The organism is Alkalihalobacillus sp. MEB130, assembly GCF_032335535.1.
Taxonomy (GTDB): Bacteria; Bacillota; Bacilli; order Bacillales; family Bacillaceae_D; genus Halalkalibacter.
Map to the genome: position 1 here is coordinate 170,971 of NZ_JAOANA010000007.1, position 18,591 is coordinate 189,561.

17 protein-coding genes are annotated in these 18,591 nt (G+C 40.5%); 1 reads left to right on the forward strand and 16 read right to left on the reverse strand.

Annotated features, from left to right (window positions below; all coding sequences use genetic code 11):
• Positions 1 to 70 precede the first annotated feature (70 nt).
• The 8 genes from N0O92_RS09425 to N0O92_RS09460 form a co-directional block, all read right to left on the reverse strand.
• Positions 71 to 691: a thymidine kinase gene (locus N0O92_RS09425; protein ID WP_315614427.1), complete on the reverse strand. Its 621-nt coding sequence runs from the start codon at positions 689 to 691 to the stop codon at positions 71 to 73.
• A gap of 132 nt (positions 692 to 823) precedes the next feature.
• Positions 824 to 1,069: a type B 50S ribosomal protein L31 gene (locus tag N0O92_RS09430; protein ID WP_315614428.1), complete on the reverse strand. Its 246-nt coding sequence runs from the start codon at positions 1,067 to 1,069 to the stop codon at positions 824 to 826.
• A gap of 149 nt (positions 1,070 to 1,218) precedes the next feature.
• A complete protein-coding gene (gene rho / locus N0O92_RS09435; RefSeq protein WP_315614429.1) occupies positions 1,219 to 2,487 on the reverse strand; it encodes a transcription termination factor Rho in 1,269 nt (422 codons plus the stop codon).
• A 393-nt stretch (positions 2,488 to 2,880) separates the two neighbouring features.
• Complete coding sequence (gene glpX / locus N0O92_RS09440) at positions 2,881 to 3,846, reverse strand: class II fructose-bisphosphatase (protein WP_315614430.1); 966 nt, start codon at positions 3,844 to 3,846, stop codon at positions 2,881 to 2,883.
• 20 nt (positions 3,847 to 3,866) lie between these two features.
• Entirely contained in the window at positions 3,867 to 5,150 is a 1,284-nt protein-coding gene (locus N0O92_RS09445; protein WP_315614431.1) for a UDP-N-acetylglucosamine 1-carboxyvinyltransferase, read from the reverse strand.
• Between the two features lie 155 nt (positions 5,151 to 5,305).
• A complete protein-coding gene (gene fsa / locus N0O92_RS09450) occupies positions 5,306 to 5,947 on the reverse strand; it encodes a fructose-6-phosphate aldolase (protein ID WP_315614432.1) in 642 nt (213 codons plus the stop codon).
• Positions 5,948 to 6,102: 155 nt separating this feature from the next.
• Positions 6,103 to 6,966, reverse strand: a complete 864-nt coding sequence (locus tag N0O92_RS09455) for a class II fructose-bisphosphate aldolase (RefSeq protein WP_315614433.1) — start codon at positions 6,964 to 6,966, stop codon at positions 6,103 to 6,105.
• A 255-nt stretch (positions 6,967 to 7,221) separates the two neighbouring features.
• Entirely contained in the window at positions 7,222 to 7,584 is a 363-nt protein-coding gene (locus tag N0O92_RS09460) for a response regulator (RefSeq protein ID WP_315614434.1), read from the reverse strand.
• A 294-nt stretch (positions 7,585 to 7,878) separates the two neighbouring features.
• Here N0O92_RS09460 and N0O92_RS09465 point away from each other — a divergent pair, with 294 nt between their 5' ends.
• On the forward strand, positions 7,879 to 8,412 hold the full coding sequence (locus tag N0O92_RS09465) for a DUF2529 family protein (protein WP_315614435.1): 534 nt from the start codon (positions 7,879 to 7,881) through the stop codon (positions 8,410 to 8,412).
• 61 nt (positions 8,413 to 8,473) lie between these two features.
• Here the strand turns inward: N0O92_RS09465 and N0O92_RS09470 are convergent, their stop codons facing one another.
• The 8 genes from N0O92_RS09470 to N0O92_RS09505 all read right to left on the reverse strand — a co-directional run bounded on the left by N0O92_RS09470 (position 8,474) and on the right by N0O92_RS09505 (position 18,587).
• On the reverse strand, positions 8,474 to 8,755 hold the full coding sequence (locus N0O92_RS09470; RefSeq protein ID WP_315614436.1) for a hypothetical protein: 282 nt from the start codon (positions 8,753 to 8,755) through the stop codon (positions 8,474 to 8,476).
• 23 nt (positions 8,756 to 8,778) lie between these two features.
• Entirely contained in the window at positions 8,779 to 9,366 is a 588-nt protein-coding gene (locus N0O92_RS09475) for a CBO0543 family protein (protein WP_315614437.1), read from the reverse strand.
• Between the two features lie 136 nt (positions 9,367 to 9,502).
• On the reverse strand, positions 9,503 to 11,104 hold the full coding sequence (locus N0O92_RS09480) for a CTP synthase (protein ID WP_315614438.1): 1,602 nt from the start codon (positions 11,102 to 11,104) through the stop codon (positions 9,503 to 9,505).
• Positions 11,105 to 11,583: 479 nt separating this feature from the next.
• On the reverse strand, positions 11,584 to 12,114 hold the full coding sequence (rpoE, locus tag N0O92_RS09485) for a DNA-directed RNA polymerase subunit delta (RefSeq protein ID WP_315614439.1): 531 nt from the start codon (positions 12,112 to 12,114) through the stop codon (positions 11,584 to 11,586).
• A gap of 129 nt (positions 12,115 to 12,243) precedes the next feature.
• The gene (locus tag N0O92_RS09490; RefSeq protein ID WP_315614440.1) at positions 12,244 to 13,257 is read right to left on the reverse strand and encodes an HD-GYP domain-containing protein; all 1,014 of its coding nucleotides are present in this window, start codon (positions 13,255 to 13,257) and stop codon (positions 12,244 to 12,246) included.
• A 166-nt stretch (positions 13,258 to 13,423) separates the two neighbouring features.
• Positions 13,424 to 16,666, reverse strand: coding sequence for a fused isobutyryl-CoA mutase/GTPase IcmF (icmF, locus tag N0O92_RS09495; RefSeq protein WP_315614441.1), 3,243 nt, complete (start codon positions 16,664 to 16,666; stop codon positions 13,424 to 13,426).
• A gap of 16 nt (positions 16,667 to 16,682) precedes the next feature.
• Positions 16,683 to 17,315 carry a TetR/AcrR family transcriptional regulator gene (locus N0O92_RS09500; RefSeq protein ID WP_483860626.1) on the reverse strand — a complete coding sequence of 211 codons (633 nt, stop codon included), beginning with the start codon at positions 17,313 to 17,315 and terminating at the stop codon, positions 16,683 to 16,685.
• 129 nt (positions 17,316 to 17,444) lie between these two features.
• A complete protein-coding gene (locus N0O92_RS09505) occupies positions 17,445 to 18,587 on the reverse strand; it encodes an acyl-CoA dehydrogenase (RefSeq protein WP_315614442.1) in 1,143 nt (380 codons plus the stop codon).
• Positions 18,588 to 18,591: the final 4 nt, after the last annotated feature.

Sequence of the window (18,591 nt, forward strand, 5' to 3'; positions counted from 1 at the left end):
AGCACCTCCATGCTTGCCTATTATGGGGCTGCACGTTTAGTATGTCCGGACGTGTGAACAAAGGTACCTGTTAGTTTTGACCAGACCTCATAGCAAGACCAGGCAAAAGCGGTGGCTTGTTTGGTATTTCATGACAATGACGACAGCGTGGTTCATATGATTCCGCCGCTCCAACAAGAATGACTGGATCATTATATGATGCTGGCTGACCGTCGATTAAACGTTGAGTTCGACTAGCAGGAGAACCGCAACTTGGACAAACAGCTTGAAGCTTTGTTACTTCTTCAGCTAATGCCATTAGCCGTTGAGTTGGTCCAAATGGCTCGCCACGGAAATCTTGGTCAAGACCAGCACAAATCACACGTTTTCCGTTATTGGCTAGTTCATCTACAACCGCAATAATGGCTTCATCAAAAAATTGAACTTCGTCAATCGCAACGACTTGCGTTTCATCCTTCACTAATTCAAGGATATCCATCGAGTGTTTCACAGGAGTAGCAACTACCTTTGTCCCGTTATGGGAAACCACTTCTTCTTCACTATAACGGTTATCAATTTCAGGCTTGAATACTTGAACAAGTAACTTCCCATAACTAACGCGTCGAACGCGTCGTATTAATTCTTCAGATTTCCCGGAAAACATGCTTCCGCAAATCACTTCGATCCAGCCTTCTTGTTTCATTACGTACATTAAAATTCCCCACCTTACAGCATAAATGTCTCAACAAATGTTGCTCTATATAGAAACGGACTATTCCGTATTACGTAGTATGTGCAAAAAAAACAGGCAAGAGCTGCGCGCTTGCCTGTTCGTTTATCCAGTTTACTTCATGTTGTATTTCTTCTTGAACTTATCAACACGGCCACCAACATCAGTAAGTTTTTGCTTACCAGTGTAGAACGGGTGAGAATCCGAGCTAATCTCAACTTTTAGAAGTGGATACGTGTTACCGTCTTCCCATTCGATCGTTTCAGCAGATCCTTTTGTAGAACCAGACAAAAACTTAAAGCCTGTGCTTGTATCTTGGAAAACCACTTTTTGGTAATTAGGGTGAATTCCTTGTTTCATTTCTTTCATCTCCTTTTGCCCTGAATCTCTTCGAAACAGAGTTATCTAAATCACACATGACGAAATTATAACAAGTTGACCGTTAAAAATCAACTCCATTTACATAGAAATACTTGGATTCTCTGAGGAAAACCCTTTTAATTCGTTTTTTAGCGCTTCACCTTACGTTTCATTTCCTCTTCCATCGCTTCAAAGAAATCAGCATTCGTTTTCGTTTCCTTCACTCGCTTAATAAAGTGATCAACAAACTCTGGTGTGTCGCTCATTGTTTTGCGGATCGCCCAAAGTTTTTCTAACTGATTTTTCGGCATAAGAAGCTCTTCTTTTCTTGTACCAGAACGGCGAATATCGATGGAAGGGAAAATACGACGTTCTGACAATTTGCGATCAAGATGCAATTCCATGTTACCTGTTCCTTTAAATTCTTCATAGATCACATCATCCATACGAGAGCCTGTTTCCACTAACGCAGTCGCTAAAATCGTTAAACTTCCGCCTTCTTCAATGTTTCTTGCTGCTCCAAAGAATCGTTTCGGACGGTGAAACGCAGCTGGGTCAATCCCTCCAGACAATGTTCGTCCACTTGGTGGGATAACGAGGTTATAGGCACGAGCTAAACGAGTAATACTATCCATAAGGATCACAACATCTTTTTTATGTTCAACAAGTCTCATCGCACGCTCTAACACAAGTTCAGCTACTTTAATATGATTTTCTGGAACTTCATCAAATGTCGAGCTTACCACTTCTGCTTTAACGGAACGTTCAATGTCTGTTACTTCCTCTGGACGTTCGTCAATTAATAAAACGATCAGTTCAACATCAGGATGATTTTCAGCAATGCTATTTGCCACTTCTTTCATCAAAGATGTTTTCCCGGCTTTTGGAGGAGCAACAATTAATCCACGTTGCCCAAAACCAACAGGCGAAATCATATCAATGATTCGTGAAGAAACGCGACCTGGAGCAGTTTCAAGTTCAATTTTTTGTTCCGGATAAAGCGGTGTTAATGCAGGGAAGTACGGTCGATCTCTTGACGTTTCAGGTGGGGCTCCGTTCACTGCTTCTACATGAAGAAGGCCATGATATCGTTCATTTTCTTTTGGTGGTCTTACTTTCCCTGATACTTTGTCACCATTTCTTAGATCAAAACGGCGAATTTGCGAAGCGGAAATATAAATATCCTCAGAGCTTGGCATATAATTAATCGGACGCAAGAAGCCAAATCCTTCTGATTGGATAATTTCAAGGACGCCTTCCATAAACATCAAACCGTCTTTTTCAGCTTGAGCTTTTAAAATGGCAAACACCAATTCTTTTTTTGTTAATTTACTATAATAGGAAACTTTGTATTCTTTCGCTAACTCATAAAGCTCTTTTAGCTTCATATTCTCTAATTCAGAGATATTTACTCCCATGGTTACACCACACTTCTATAAAATATAAATCCCAAAGCACACCAAAAAATATACATAAAGGCATACGAGATTGTTTGTTCAATACATAAAGGCATAGGAAAAACGATCAATACTTCCTCTTCTTACTTTAACTTTAGAATTAAGAATGCAAATATCTAAAGGAAAAATGCGGGTCTTGGAGAGAATGGAGGGAATGAAAAATAAACACGAACATATATACTATTTTAACCATATTTCAAGAAAATATTCAAGGAAAAAGCTCATGTTCATGCAATCAAATCAAATGAAAGGTTGCCCTAAAAAAATCTGTGATGGATTCATTAGGACAACCTTGGAGCTTAAGCAGCTAGTATTGACAGGAACTAGTATATACGAAAGAGAAGCCTTATTCTATTAACGAATCACTAAGTCTGGTTTCTTTTTCATGCTGTGTTTTCCATCAACAAAACGAACGGTTCCTGATTTTGCACGCATAACGAGTGATTGAGTCGTTGCTGATGAACCGTGGTAACGAACCCCCTTTAGAAGTTCTCCGTCGGTTACACCCGTTGCGGCGAAAATACAATCATCACCTGATACGAGATCGTCCATGCGTAGTACTTTATCAACATTTTCAATGCCCATTTTTTTACAACGAGCTAACTCTTCCTCATTAGCTGGTAGAAGTTTACCTTGAAGCTCTCCGCCTAAACATTTGAGTCCAACCGCAGCGATTACACCCTCTGGAGCCCCGCCGGAACCTAGCATAATATCAACACCTGTATCGCCAAAAGCTGTATTAATGGCAGCAGCAACATCTCCATCTGAGAGCAATTTAATTCTTGCCCCAGCTTGACGAATGTCATGAATCACTTTCTCATGACGGTCACGATTTAAAATCGAAACAACTAAGTCTTCAATATCTTTGCCTTTCGCTTTGGCGACAGCTTTTAAGTTATCAATAATAGGAGCATCAATATCGACTTTTCCTACCGCTTCTGGTCCAACCGCAATTTTGTCCATGTACATGTCTGGTGCATGAAGAAGGTTTCCATGGTCAGCGATTGCTAAAACAGCTAAGGCATTCCACTGTCCTGATGCGACAATGTTGGTTCCTTCGAGCGGATCAACAGCTACATCGACGCGCGCACCATAGCCGTTACCAAGCTTTTCACCGATATACAGCATAGGCGCTTCATCCATTTCACCTTCCCCGATCACAACGGTTCCTTTCATCGGAATCGTATCAAATACATCACGCATCGCTTCGGTTGCAGCTCGGTCAGCTTCGTCTTTGTTGCCTCGTCCCATCCAACGACCTGACGCTAGCGCTGCAGCCTCTGTTACACGGACTAACTCCATTGATAAACTTCTTTCCATCTCGCTCCCCCCACGTCTGGTTAACTATTTACTTGATCTAACTCCTCTTCGGTCATTTCTTCACGCCAAATTTTCGCGCCAAGACCGACTAATTTCTCCTCTAAATTGGCGTATCCACGATCAATGTGCTCAAGTCCGGAAATTTCCGTTACACCTTCAGCAAGTAAGCCAGCTACCACAAGAGCAGCTCCTGCCCGAAGATCACTCGCTCGAACTTTTGCCCCTTGTAAAAGGGTTTTGCCATTAATAATCGCGGAACGTCCTTCTACTTTTACATTCGCACCCATTCTTCTAAGCTCATCAATATGCTTAAAACGTGCGTTGTAAATCGTATCTGTTACAATGCTCGTACCTTCTGCTTGTGTTAAGAGACTCGTAAACGGTTGTTGAAGGTCTGTCGGAAAGCCAGGATAGACAAGGGTTTTTATATCTACTCCCTTTTTCTCAGCAGTACTATGTATCAACAATCTATCATCTGATTCTTCGATGTGCACGCCCATTTCTCTTAACTTGGCAATTAACGATTCAACATGATACGGAATAATGTTATCGATAATGACTTTTTGCCCCATCGCTGCAGCTAAAATCATATACGTTCCGGCTTCAATTCGATCGGGAATGATTGAATGCCTGCAACCTGATAACGATTCGACTCCATCAATTCTGATCACATTTGTCCCGGCTCCCTTGATTTTCGCTCCCATACTCGTTAAAAGTGTGGCAACATCAATGATTTCCGGTTCTTTCGCTGCATTTTCAATAATCGTTTGCCCTTTCGCCTTAACAGCAGCAAGCATAATATTGATCGTTGCGCCTACACTAACGACATCAAGGTAAATCCGCGCGCCTTTAAGTTCATCTGCACGCAAATAAATCGCACCTTGTTCGTTCGTAACTTTTGCACCTAATGCTTCAAATCCTTTTATATGTTGGTCAATCGGTCTTGGGCCTAAATTACAACCACCAGGTAGACCAATGACAGCCTTTTTAAATTTTCCAAGCATAGCACCCATTAAATAATAAGATGCACGAAGCTTTTTTACGCGTCCATTTGGCAACGGCATCGCAATCATTGATTCAGGATGAATGGTCATCTCATTTTCTGAGAGCTCGACCTTCCCACCGATTTCTTCTAATAACTCACCAAGTAAGTGTACATCAGAAATCTCCGGTAAATTATCAATAATGACTTTCGAATCTGCTAAAATAGCTGCCGGAATTAACGCTACGGCACTATTTTTTGCGCCACTAATCTGTACTGTACCTTCTAGCGGATGACCGCCTTCAATCATAAGTTTATCCATAACCGCATCCCTTCCGTTGGTGCATTATAAAAAGACACAATTTGCTCTATACAATCCATTATAACCACAACATAGAAAATGTAACGAGTTTTTCTATGTTTGATTGTATCGGAAATAAGAACAAATTGCCATCTTAATAAGGGAAGGATCTAGGATTAACGATTGTTCCAATCAGCTAAAAACTTCTCAATTCCTTGGTCCGTGAGCGGATGTTTTGTAAGTTGCTTAATAACATTAAACGGAATCGTAGCGATATGCGCTCCTCTACGTGCAGACTCAGAAACATGCATTGGATGACGAACGGATGCAGCGATAATTTCTGTTGGGATCTCGTGAACTTCAAAGATTTCTGCAATTTCAGAGATAAGATCTAAACCATTTTGACCAATATCATCAAGTCTTCCTAAGAATGGGGATACATACGTCGCTCCCGCACGAGCTGCTAATAATGCTTGTACACCAGAAAACACTAATGTAACGTTCGTTGTAATACCAAGCTCAGAAAACGCAGCAACAGCTTTTAACCCTTCCGTTGTCATTGGAACTTTTACCGTAATGTTTGGCGCGATCGCTGCTAATTCTTTTCCTTCTCGAATCATTCCTTCTGCATCAAGTGCAATCACTTCCGCACTAACAGAATGTTCTGTAACGACAGTTGTAATCTCGCGTAAGCGGTCATGAAAATCTACGCCTTCTTTTGCCACAAGAGATGGGTTTGTTGTCACTCCTGCCAATACTCCTAATGCCTTTGCTTCTTTAATTTGTTCAATGTTAGCTGTATCAATAAAAAATTTCATGTTTCTCTTCCTCCCTAGTTTCCTATTATCTATCTATAAAATAAATCGACGAAAATTGTCGAAGCGTTTACAAAACTATGTTTTTCGAAAATTGAAACTAAAAATAATGCCATTAAAAGCAGCTCATTGCGAACTGCTTTTAATGGTACTTTCAATTACGCTTTGTTTGAAGAACCAAATTCGCGCATTTTGCCTTTTACTGTTTCTTTAATCGCCTCACGTGCAGGGCCTAAATATTTACGAGGATCGTATTCATTTGGCTTTGCAGCAAGCGTTTCACGAACAGCTTTTGCAGAAGAAATTTGGCTTTCTGTATTTACGTTAATTTTTGCATGTCCAAATTCAATCGCTTTTTGGATGTCAGCAGTTGGGATACCTGTACCACCGTGAAGAACTAATGGAATTCCAACTAGCTCATCGATTTCTTTCATACGGTCAAAACCAAGGTTTGGTTCACCTTTGTAAGGGCCGTGTACAGAACCTAGAGCTGGCGCGAAGCAGTCAACACCTGTTGCTTCAACTAATTCCTTACACTCAGATGGAATTGCGTATGCTGCATCTGCATCATCAACAATTAAATCATCTTCTTGTCCACCGATACGACCAAGTTCAGCTTCAACTGATACTCCAAGAGCATGAGCAACCGCTACTACTTGCTTCGTAATCGCAATGTTCTCTTCTAAAGGATGGTGAGATCCGTCAATCATAACAGATGTGAAACCTGCATGGATTGCCTCTACACACTTTTCAAAACTTGAACCGTGGTCAAGGTGAATCGCAACAGGAACTGTTACATTGTACTCTTCCATAAGAGCTTCAACGATTGCTACAATCGTTTTGAAACCACCCATGTAACGAGCTGCACCTTCTGATACACCAAGAATTACTGGTGATTTTTCCTCTTCTGCTGCTTGTAAGATCGCTTGAGTAAATTCAAGGTTATTTAAGTTGAATTGACCCACTGCATAGCTTTCTGCCTTTGCTTTGTTAAGCATGTCCTTCATTGATACTAAAGGCATTGTACATCCTCCTTCTGTTAGAGCGAATCTATAGATCACAGACGCAGTTCTCCTCCGCATCTATTTAACAAGTTACCCGAAATCTTAGCAAATATCCAACTTGCTTATGTACAAAGTTTCTTGCTAAATATAGATTCATCTATAAAAAGCTCGATATTTGAATCGAGTTCATTATAGCATATATCGACTAAAAAACACGCGTTTCTGCAAGGTTTCTGAAAGTTTTTACGTGTAAGCGTTTTATAGTGATGAAGGTCACGAAACCGCTAAACTATTTTTGATTACTTCACGAATATCGTCAATATCAAATGGTTTTGCAAAGTGAGTAATTGCCCCTAAACTCATCGCTTCGTTAATCAAATTCAACTCGCCATATGCCGTCATCATAATGACATCTACTTCGGCATGATTTTCTTTAATTCGTTTTAAAATTTCAAGTCCATCCATTCCTGGGATCTTCATATCTAAAAGAACAAGATCTGGTTTGTCATTCTCAACAATTTTCAGTGCTTGTACCCCATTTGCTGCCTCAAACATTTGATACCCATCTTTTTGCAAAATTTCACAGAGTAACACCCGAATACCATATTGATCATCTACAACTAGAATTTTCTTCACTTAAATCGCTCCTCTCAATTTATGTGTGTATTATTTTCTTTTCGAATTTTCATCAGGTAAAATAAAGCACACGCATTTCACAACAAGTCTAATTCTGTCTTTCCTTTATAAAATCCTGCTCAAAATATGTACAATCGTAGGACAATGTACGACAAGCTTGTCTAAGAGTGTCGAGAAGATGGTAACTAGACTCTTTTATCACATTTTAACGAGATAAATGAATTAAAACCGTACAATTTGCCTTATTTAGATTATAACGTACTAATTTCATTGTCAAAAGAGGAGGCTTACATTTTGCAAAAAATTTTTAAAACTCAACTAATAGGTTTGCTAAACAACACACTTGATGAAGATATGCTTGAAGATGCAGCTAGACTGTTAAGCCAAGCATTAGTAGGTGATGGTCATATTTATATTCACGGAACTGGCGAAATGGCTGCTGTTTGTGCCGAAGCTTTACACGGAAAAGAAACACTAGCACGTGTTTCTCCCTTGATCGAAGAAGGATCGATCGTTACATTAGATCCAGCCGATCGCGTCTTTCTGTTAGCAAGGTCATCATCGGACCCAGAAATGATTGGTATTGCCAAGCAACTATCTAAGCAACATATTTTCACTGTTGGTTTATCGGCAACAGTTGATACAGATGGTAGCGAGCACTGGGTTGAATCTGTGGACATTCATTTAGATCTCGCCCTTTCTCACAGTCTCGTTCCAACCGATACAGGGGAGCGAATCGGTTATCCCGCTTCACTTATGGCACTGTATACGTACTTTTGTTTATTTTTACTGATTTCAGAAATCTTATCTGAGTACGAGGAAGAATAATTTGAGCTTTTGGAATGGTCGTTTATCGAGGTCCTAGTAGTGAAAGACGACGTTTCTCTTGTTATTTGGTTTCTTTTTGTCCTTCATTGGATTGATGAAGGACACTTCCCCTGGTATTCGGCTTCCTTTTGTCCTTCATCGCCTTTATGAAGGACAGTTCTCCTGTTATTCCGCTCTTTTTGTCCTTCATCTCCTTAATGAAGGACACTTTCCCTGGTATTCCACTTCCTTTGTCCTTCATCGCCTTTATGAAGGACAGTTCTCCTGGTATTCCGCACTTTTTGTCCTTCATCGCCTTTATGATTTGAAACCTCGCCCCGTTGCCCACGGTTACACCTGTCACCGATACGTCCCGCTCTCCTTTTATCACGTACGATATTTAATCTTTATGAAAAGTTTCGTAATCCAAAAAGCAAGAGATGCGATCACATAGTTAAGCAAGAACATATAAAAATTCAACAAGCCACCGTGCAATTGAAACACATTTATTTTGTCATATATCTGAAAGATATTCATTTGCTCATGAATTTCTACAAATCCAAACGCCATTATCGCTGTAACAGGCAAAAGCCATAAATGAAAACTTTTCTTACGATCTGTGCAATATTGGTAAAGCAAAATATAGGTTACCGGTAATAACGAGGCGTTGATCGATAAGGTAAAAGGATATTGAGACAAAATCATGTAAGGATGCTCCCAATATCCATACCTACTCATAAGCGAATCCAAATACGTAACAAGAACGTGGGTCGTGTATCCATAAAACAGAATTTCAAAAAAGCGTTCCCTGTTAATGAAACGATAAAGAAGAAGAAGAGGAACGACAAGCAGTACAATATGATACCAAAATTGCCAAGAGGACGGGCTGGAATATAAAGCCCAGTACTCATCTATTAACGTATTAACCTCAACTTGACGTTCATTTATTTGATTAATCCACTCTTGCTGCGTCATAACAAATCCTCTCCTCTAACATCAGACCTTTGGATTATTCTTTAGTGTAGGTGACTCCCCCCTCAAATATACAAAAAAGCCTGACTCCTACCCCCAGGGGGTAGGGGTCAGACCCCTCTTTACCTTACTAAAGCAATTACTTTTTTAATGATGCACCAACAAACTCTCTAAATAGTGGTTGTGGGCGTGTTGGTCTTGAACTGAATTCTGGGTGGAACTGTGAAGCAATGAAGTATGGATGATCTTCAAGCTCAATAATTTCCACTAATCTTCCATCAGGGCTTGTCCCTGAGAATTTGAATCCAGCTTTCTCCATTTGCTCACGGTACTCATTGTTAAACTCATAACGATGACGGTGACGCTCATAAACGATCTCGTCATTGTATGTTGCTCTAGCAACCGTACCATCTACTAACTTACATGGGAATAACCCAAGGCGAAGCGTTCCACCCATATCTTCTACATCTTTTTGCTCAGGCAATAAGTCGATAATTGGGTATGGCGTTTCTGGATTTAACTCAGCAGAGTGCGCACCTTCTAAGCCTAACACGTTACGTGCATACTCGATTGACGCAAGCTGCATTCCTAAGCAAATTCCTAAAAACGGTACATTGTTCTCACGAGCATAACGAATCGCAGAAATTTTTCCTTCCACTCCACGATCACCAAATCCACCAGGAACTAAAATCCCATCAGCAGAACCGACAAGCTCTGCAACATTTGCATCTGTTACTTCCTCAGCATCAATCCACTGAATGTCAATATCTGCATCAAATGCATAACCTGCGTGACGTAATGCTTCAGCAACTGATAGATAAGCATCTTGTAACGCAACGTATTTACCAACAAGGGCAATTGTTACTTTTTCAGATAGGTTTTGAACTTTATTAACTAGAGCTGTCCACTCTGTCATATCTGCTTCTTTGCACTCAAGTTTTAAATGCTTGCAGACGATTTTATCAAAGTTCTGTGCTTGTAAGTCTAACGGAACTTGATAAAGAGTATCTGCATCACGTGCTTCAATAACAGCATTTTTGTCAATATCACAGAACAACGCAATTTTCTCTTTCATATCTTGAGGAACTGGCTTTTCTGTACGAACAACAATCACATTCGGCTGAATACCAAGACTGCGTAATTCTTTCACACTATGTTGAGTTGGTTTTGACTTCATTTCACCTGCAGCCGCTAAATACGGAATTAACGTACAGTGAACGTACATAACATTGTCAAACCCAACATCACTTTTAATTTGACGAATCGCTTCTAAAAACGGCAAACTTTCAATATCTCCAACCGTTCCACCGATTTCGGTAATGACGACATCCGCACTCGTTTCACGACCTGCACGGAAAACGCGCTCTTTAATTTCATTCGTAACATGTGGGATAACTTGAACCGTTCCACCTAGATAATCTCCGCGACGCTCTTTCTTTAAGACCGTTGAATACACTCTTCCCGTCGTCACATTGCTGTTTTGACTAAGGTTAATGTCAATAAAACGCTCATAGTGACCTAAGTCCAAATCTGTTTCTGCACCGTCTTCTGTTACGAAAACTTCTCCATGCTGATACGGACTCATCGTTCCAGGATCGACGTTAATATACGGATCAAATTTTTGAATCGTTACTTTTAAGCCACGGTTCTTTAATAAACGGCCTAATGAAGCAGCTGTAATTCCTTTTCCAAGTGATGACACTACGCCACCTGTTACAAAAATATACTTAGTTGTCGCCATTTTTTCGTCTCCCTTGCTTGTATATATAAGTATTCTCCTACACGGAGCGTCTCACACGATATCTACTGGCATTTCTACAATGCGAATTGTGTTTAGGGTACCCCAAAAATGGAGCCATCTTTAAAAAAATTATCCCTTTTTTTCATCCTTCACATGTTCGTTCCATTGCGCTCCAGCCACTCGCACCCGCAAGGAGGTGCCGAGCCTCCTCGGCTGCGCCTGTGGGGTCTCGCCCCTACCTCTGTATCCCGCAGGAGTCGAGTGGCCTCCGCTCCATTTCACTATGTGGAAAGACTAATTCAAAGCAATCATCTTTACGAAAATAACTAAAAAGAAAAAAACAAAAGTGACAGCTCTCCCTAGAAAGGGGGCGCACTTTTGTTTTTATTTTATAAAATCAGTTCATTCAATTTCTTAAGCCCTAAATGATTCTACCTAGATTAAGTACAGAAGTCAAGTAGATTTCACTGAAGAAAAACTTAACGTAAATCGTCCTCTTCGTCTTCTGCATCTTCATCATCCGTATCATCGAGATCATCTATATCATCGTCTGTATCATCGAAATCAACATCTTCATCTTCATCTTCATCTTCGTCTAGATCATCATCATTTGAAATTTCATCTAGTTCATCTTCTAAATCTTCATACTCATCTTCATAGTCCTCAAAACCATCATCAAGCGTATCAACATCATCCAATGCCGCTTTTGCCTTTTTGCGTGGTTTCACAGGTGTTGTAATTTCTTCTTCAGCCTGTTCAAGAGGATACCAGCTTTTTAAGCCCCAACGGTTATCGCCTAAAGAGTGAAAACGACCGTCGATGTTCATATCTGTGTACAAGTTGGCAATTCGCTGCTCAACTTCTTCTTTTGACATTTCCTTAACCTCTGCTACTTTTTGTACAAGGTCATAATAGTCATAAGGTTGGCGTTCATCTTTCATAATTTCAAACGCAATTTCTACCATCGACATCTCTTGGATTGCTTCTTTCTCTAATTCTTGTAGCTTCATCAAAAGGCACGTCCTTTCCGTCCATCATCTTCTATCTATTCATCCAAACGTTGTTGGTATTTCAAGCATACTTTTCATTATAAACATATTTCAGGTGTTTATGCTAGTTCGTGGAAGAAGAAAGTCAGATTACTCTGCTATCAGTCTTGTTATGTATAGGTCTGATTTGCTTAACTCAATTAATTCATCACTTAAACGAACAAGTGGATTTATCGGATCATAAGGGAAAATGAACATAATCTTAACAATCGCGCCATTGTTTAGTTCAGCATAATTCCCAATCGACAATTCCATGAATTTTTGTATGAAAATGGATACAAAGGTTGGCTCCAATTTCCCAAAGGCATCGTCTTTAATTTGCTTTAACACGGTGTAAAGCGCATGTCCCTTTCGATACACACGATCAGATGTCATCGCATGAAACACATCGGCAATCGCAATAATTTTTGAAAAAGGATGGATCTGATCTGCATGTTTTTGATGAGGATATCCTGTCCCATTTTCGCGTTCATGATGTTCCAATGCCATTAAACAAATGGCTTCAGGGTATGTAGAGTCTTTTTTCAAAATATCATATCCAAATGTTGTATGCATTTGAATTGCTTTGTATTCTTCATTTGTTAGAGCACCTGGCTTTGTTAATACATAATCACTGACATGGAGCTTGCCAATATCATGAAGCAATCCACCAAGCGTGATTAGTTCAATTTCCTCTTCCGAATATTTCAGCCACCTTGCCAGCATGGAAGCCACAATGGCCACACCAATATTATGGCGGTATGTATAATCATCTTTATCATGCATTCCCACTAAGAGAATCGAGAGTTTTTCTTCACGAGCCAAATGTTCAACTGTAGGCAATACAGTCGATTCGATTTGAGTAAGTGTGTTTTTGTCTTTTTGGAAGTTTTGAAAAATCGTTTTTATTTCCTCTGCTGCACCTTCCATTAAGTGAACTTGTTCATGTTTCGTTGATGAACGTGTAAGAGTATAAACTAATCGTTCAACTGGTATATTTAATCGTTTTAACACTGATTCAGATAACACTGTACCTTTTTTTAGGAGAAGTGTCCCTTCCTCATTCTCTAAATCATGCAAAAGCGTTAAACCAATATACCGTTCATATAATTCTTTTGCAATCACGCGTTAGACACCTCCCCCAAAAATTCATTTACATCATTATACATTATTTCTACAATTTATCACATTCTCTTTTGCCTCGTCGCTACTACATACAACGATACAAAAACGACACGTAAAAAGAGTCACACCCTTAATACGTGCCTCCTGACGATCACTCTTAAAACGCTTACATATTTCGGCGGTATTTCCCCCCAACTTCGTACAACGCTTTTGTGATTTGCCCTAAACTAGCCACCTTCACCGTTTCCATTAATTCAGCAAAAATGTTGCCACCGTGAATCGCTGTTTTTTGCAGATTCGCTAATGCCTGCTTCGCTTCATGCTTATGCTGTTGTTGAAAGAGACGTACTTGGTCAATCTGCTGTTTCTTTTCCTCTTGCGTCGCTCGAGCGAGTTCGAGAGCAAACTCTTCTTCTCCCTCGTCTTCATTTGGATTTAAAAACGTATTGACCCCCACAATCGGCAAATCTCCCGTATGCTTTTTCATTTCGTAGTACATCGACTCTTCTTGAATCTTGCTCCGTTGATATTGGGTTTCCATCGCCCCAAGCACTCCGCCACGATCATTTATTTGCTCAAGCTCTTTTAATACGGCTTCTTCTACTAAACTCGTTAACTCTTCAATAATAAACGATCCTTGAAGAGAGTTTTCATTTTTCGCTAAGCCTAATTCTTTGGAAATAATCATTTGAATCGCCATCGCTCTTCTCACTGAATGCTCAGTCGGCGTAGTGATCGCTTCATCATAAGCATTCGTATGGAGTGAATTACAATGGTCATAGATCGCCATTAACGCTTGAAGCGTCGTTCTGATATCATTAAAATCAATTTCTTGTGCGTGTAACGAGCGCCCTGATGTTTGAATATGATATTTTAATTTTTGGCTTCGCTCATTTGCTTTGTATTTGTGCTTCATCACAGTCGACCAAATTCTCCTAGCTACTCGGCCAATAACGGTGTACTCTGGGTCGAGTCCGTTGCTAAAGAAAAAGGAGAGATTTGGCGCAAATTTGTTAATATCCATGCCTCTGCTTAAATAATATTCTACATACGTAAACCCGTTTGCGAGGGTAAACGCTAACTGGGAAATCGGATTGGCTCCTGCTTCGGCGATATGATAGCCTGAAATCGAAACGGAATAATAGTTACGAACATCATAATCAATAAAATATTGTTGAATGTCTCCCATCATTCTAAGCGCAAACTCTGTTGAGAAAATACATGTATTTTGTCCTTGATCTTCTTTTAAAATATCTGCTTGAACGGTTCCGCGAACAACATGCAACGTTTCTCGTTTGATCCTATCTTGTTCTTCACTTGACGGTTTCCGCCCGTTCTCCACTTCAAACTTTTCAAGCTGTTGATCTATTGCTGTGTTCATAAACATCGCAAGCAAAATCGGAGCCGGACCATTGATCGTCATGGATACTGATGTGAGTGGCGCACACAAGTCAAAGCCCGCATACAATTTTTTCATATCCGTTAGGGTACAAACACTCACTCCACTTTCTCCAACTTTTCCGTATATATCTGGGCGTTCATCCGGATCTTCTCCGTATAGAGTCACAGAATCAAATGCTGTACTTAAACGCTTTGCTTCATCATCTTTTGATAAATAATGAAAACGACGATTCGTTCGCTCTGGTGTTCCTTCCCCCGCGAATTGACGCTTTGGATCTTCCCCCTTACGTTTAAACGGAAACACTCCAGCGGTAAAAGGAAATTGTCCAGGTACATTCTCTTCCATCGACCACTTGAGAATATCTCCCCAATCAGAAAACGTCGGCAACGATACTTTCGGAATCTTTAACCCTGACAAACTTTCTGTTGTTAGTTCGGTTGTTATTTCTTTGTCACGTATTTTTGTCACGTACTTGTCTTGTTGGTAAGCCGCTTTCTTATCTTCCCACCCTTCTAAAATCGCTTTTGATTCAGGATGGAGTTGGTTCTCATGTTGCTCTTTCAAATGAGTGAGTTGCTTCCACATTTCGACATTATTTCCCGGGTCATGTTGTGAAAGCATTTCGATTGTTCCTGTTACTTGATACAGCTTCCTAGCAACATTAGCCTGCTCCTTAGTTGTGTTTTTATAGTGACGAATCGTTTGAACGATATCGCGCAAATAGTGAATTTGCCCAGGAGGGATAATCACGTTTTGTTTGATTACTTCTGGACTTGTTTCTATTTGTGTTTTCCAATTATATCCGTATTTTGTTGAGATGCAGTCGATTAGTGCAGCAAACAACGTGTTCGTTCCAAGGTCATTAAATTGACTAGCTATTGTTCCATAGACAGGCATCGCTTCTAATGGTTCATCAAAGCGGTTATGACTGCGTTGGTATTGCTTTCGAACATGTCTAAGAGCATCCTCTGACCCCTTTCGATCGAACTTGTTAATGGCAATTAGATCAGCGAAGTCGATCATATCAATTTTCTCAAGTTGTGACGGCGCACCATACTCACTTGTCATCACATACATAGAAATATCAGCGACCTCTGTAATCTCGGCATCTCCTTGCCCAATTCCGCTCGTCTCGACAATGATCAGATCATACCCTGCGGCTTTCACGACAGAAAGAGCTTCTTTCACACTGCCGGACAATTCTGAACGTGAGCCTCTTGTAGCTAGCGACCGCATGAAAACACGCGGATGATGAATCGCATTCATTCGAATTCGATCACCTAGTAAGGCGCCACCTGTTTTCTGTTTCGTTGGGTCAATGGAGAGAATGGCCACGGTTTTATCTGTAAACTCAAATAAAAAGCGGCGGACGAGTTCATCTGTTAACGAGCTTTTTCCCGCGCCCCCTGTCCCCGTTATTCCGATTATCGGAGGATTAGATGCTTGTTGTTTCCATTCTTTCAGAGCTTCTTTTATTGTTTCACTAGACGTTTGTTCAGCTATCGTGATCCAGCGTGCCACGACGAGCGGATTTCTTTCTTTTAATTTTTGGCTTTCTTGTATTTTATCAGCAACACGAAAATCACATTCTTTCAACATGAGATTGATCATGCCTTGAAGCCCGTGTTTTCGTCCGTCATCTGGTGAATAAATGCGGGCAATTCCGTACTCATGTAATTCTCTTATTTCGGGCGGAGTGATGACCCCTCCCCCACCACCATAAATTCGGATATGTCCTGCTCCCTTTTCTTGCAAGAGATCGTAACAGTATTTAAAAAATTCGACATGTCCCCCTTGATAAGAAGAAATCGCAATTCCTTGAACATCTTCTTGAATGGAAGCGTTTACAATTTCTTCAACAGAGCGGTTATGTCCAAGGTGAATGACCTCTGCTCCGCTCGCTTGTAAAATTCTTCTCATAATATTAATCGATGCATCATGTCCGTCGAACAAGCTCGATGCCGTTACAAAACGGACATGGTTTTTCAGGCGGTACGATTCTGACATGAACACTCCTCCTCTACTACATAGGACGGCGAACCCCTTCAAGCAATTGCTCAATTTGCAAATTCGTATACTCTTCTAAACTAAAGTGCTTTTGAATTTGCCACCTTCTAAACGTCCACATATGTCCTTGAACAAGAATATTATGAGCCATCAGCTTCACTTGAGCGTCACGAACCACGATGACTCCCTCGCGAGCACAATCGCGGATTACTTGCTCAATCATCTCCGTCATCTCTACTTCTTTTTGCAATACATAAGAAAGAGCCTCTTTCGGAAGAGATTTCGCCTCTTGATACATAACAAGCACCTCGTCTTGCATGTCATGAATAACTTGAAAATAAGCAGCAATTGCTTTTTTCAGTCTATCAATTCCTTTGTTATTCGTCTCTAGATGATATGCTAGGCGATCACGTACTTCTTCATAGATGTTGTCACAAACTAGATAAAGGACATCTTCCTTCGATCTTATATATTCATAGAGAGTCCCGATGCTAAAGCCTGACTCTTTGGCAATTTCACGTGTTGTCGTGCGATGGAACCCTTTTTCAATAAATAAACGCACAGCTCCTTTGACCATTTGTTCTCGGCGTTTTTTTATTAGTTCTGGATCTTTCACTAGTGATGGTACGGATTTCTTCAATTCTGCCAACCTACTTCCTCTCACTTTTTTCCTTAGTGATAGCATACTAAACTTTGGGACAATAGACCAGTTAAGTTTAGAATATTTTGTTAACTTTTATAGTAGAGTGTTGATGGCACGTAGGCAGTAAACTTCTCTTTAATCCTTTAGTAACATCTTAGCAATAACGAGCCTTTGAATCTCATTTGTTCCCTCATAGATTTGGGTAATTTTTGCATCTCGCATATAACGTTCAACCGGGTACTCTTTCGTATAGCCATAGCCACCGAACACTTGAACCGCTTCGACCGTTACTTCCATCGCTGTATCTCCAGCTAGTAGCTTTGACATCGCGGATTCCTTCCCATAAGAGAGTCCTTCGCTTTCTTTCCAAGCAGCTTGATACGTGAGGAGGCGGCTTGCTTCTATCTTTGTTGCCATATCAGCCAATTTAAATGAAATTCCTTGATGAACACTAATGGACTTGCCAAACTGTTTGCGACTTTTCGCATATTCAATCGACGCATCGAGTGCACCTTGAGCGATCCCAACTGCTTGAGCAGCAATTCCATTTCGTCCTCCATCTAATGTCATCATTGCAATTTTAAACCCTTCGCCTTCTTTGCCAAGTCGGTTTGAAACAGGCACACGGCAGTTTTCAAATATAATTTCCGTTGTTGGAGAAGAACGAATTCCAAGCTTATGCTCTTTTTTACCGACAGAAAAACCAGGTGTATCAGCTTCAATAATAAAGGCCGTCGCTCCTTTATGGCGAAGACTTGGATCGGTTAAGGCAAACACAACATAAATATCGGCTACTCCACCATTTGTAATAAATATCTTAGACCCATTTAAAACGTAAGAATCGCCATCTAATTGAGCTGTCGTTTTCATCGCTGCAGCATCAGATCCTGAGCCTGGTTCGGTTAAACCATACGCTCCAATTTTGGATCCTTCTGCTAACGCGCGTAAATACGTTTGCTTTTGTTCTTCTGTGCCAAATTTATAAATAGGCCAGCCAGCTAAAGACGTATGAGCCGATAACGTCACCCCTGTTGAGGCACACACTCGTGACAGCTCTTCGACGGCGATCACATAGCTCATATAATCGGAGCCAATTCCACCATACTTCTCAGGCCACGGAATACCAGTTAGACCGAGTTCAGCCATTTTATCAAAGATCGCCCTATCAAATCGCTCTTCTTCATCACGCTCTGCAGCTGAAGGAGCCACTTCTTTCGTAGCAAAATCTCGAACCATTTTACGAATCATTTCTTGTTCTTCCGTTAACAAAAAATTCACTCTG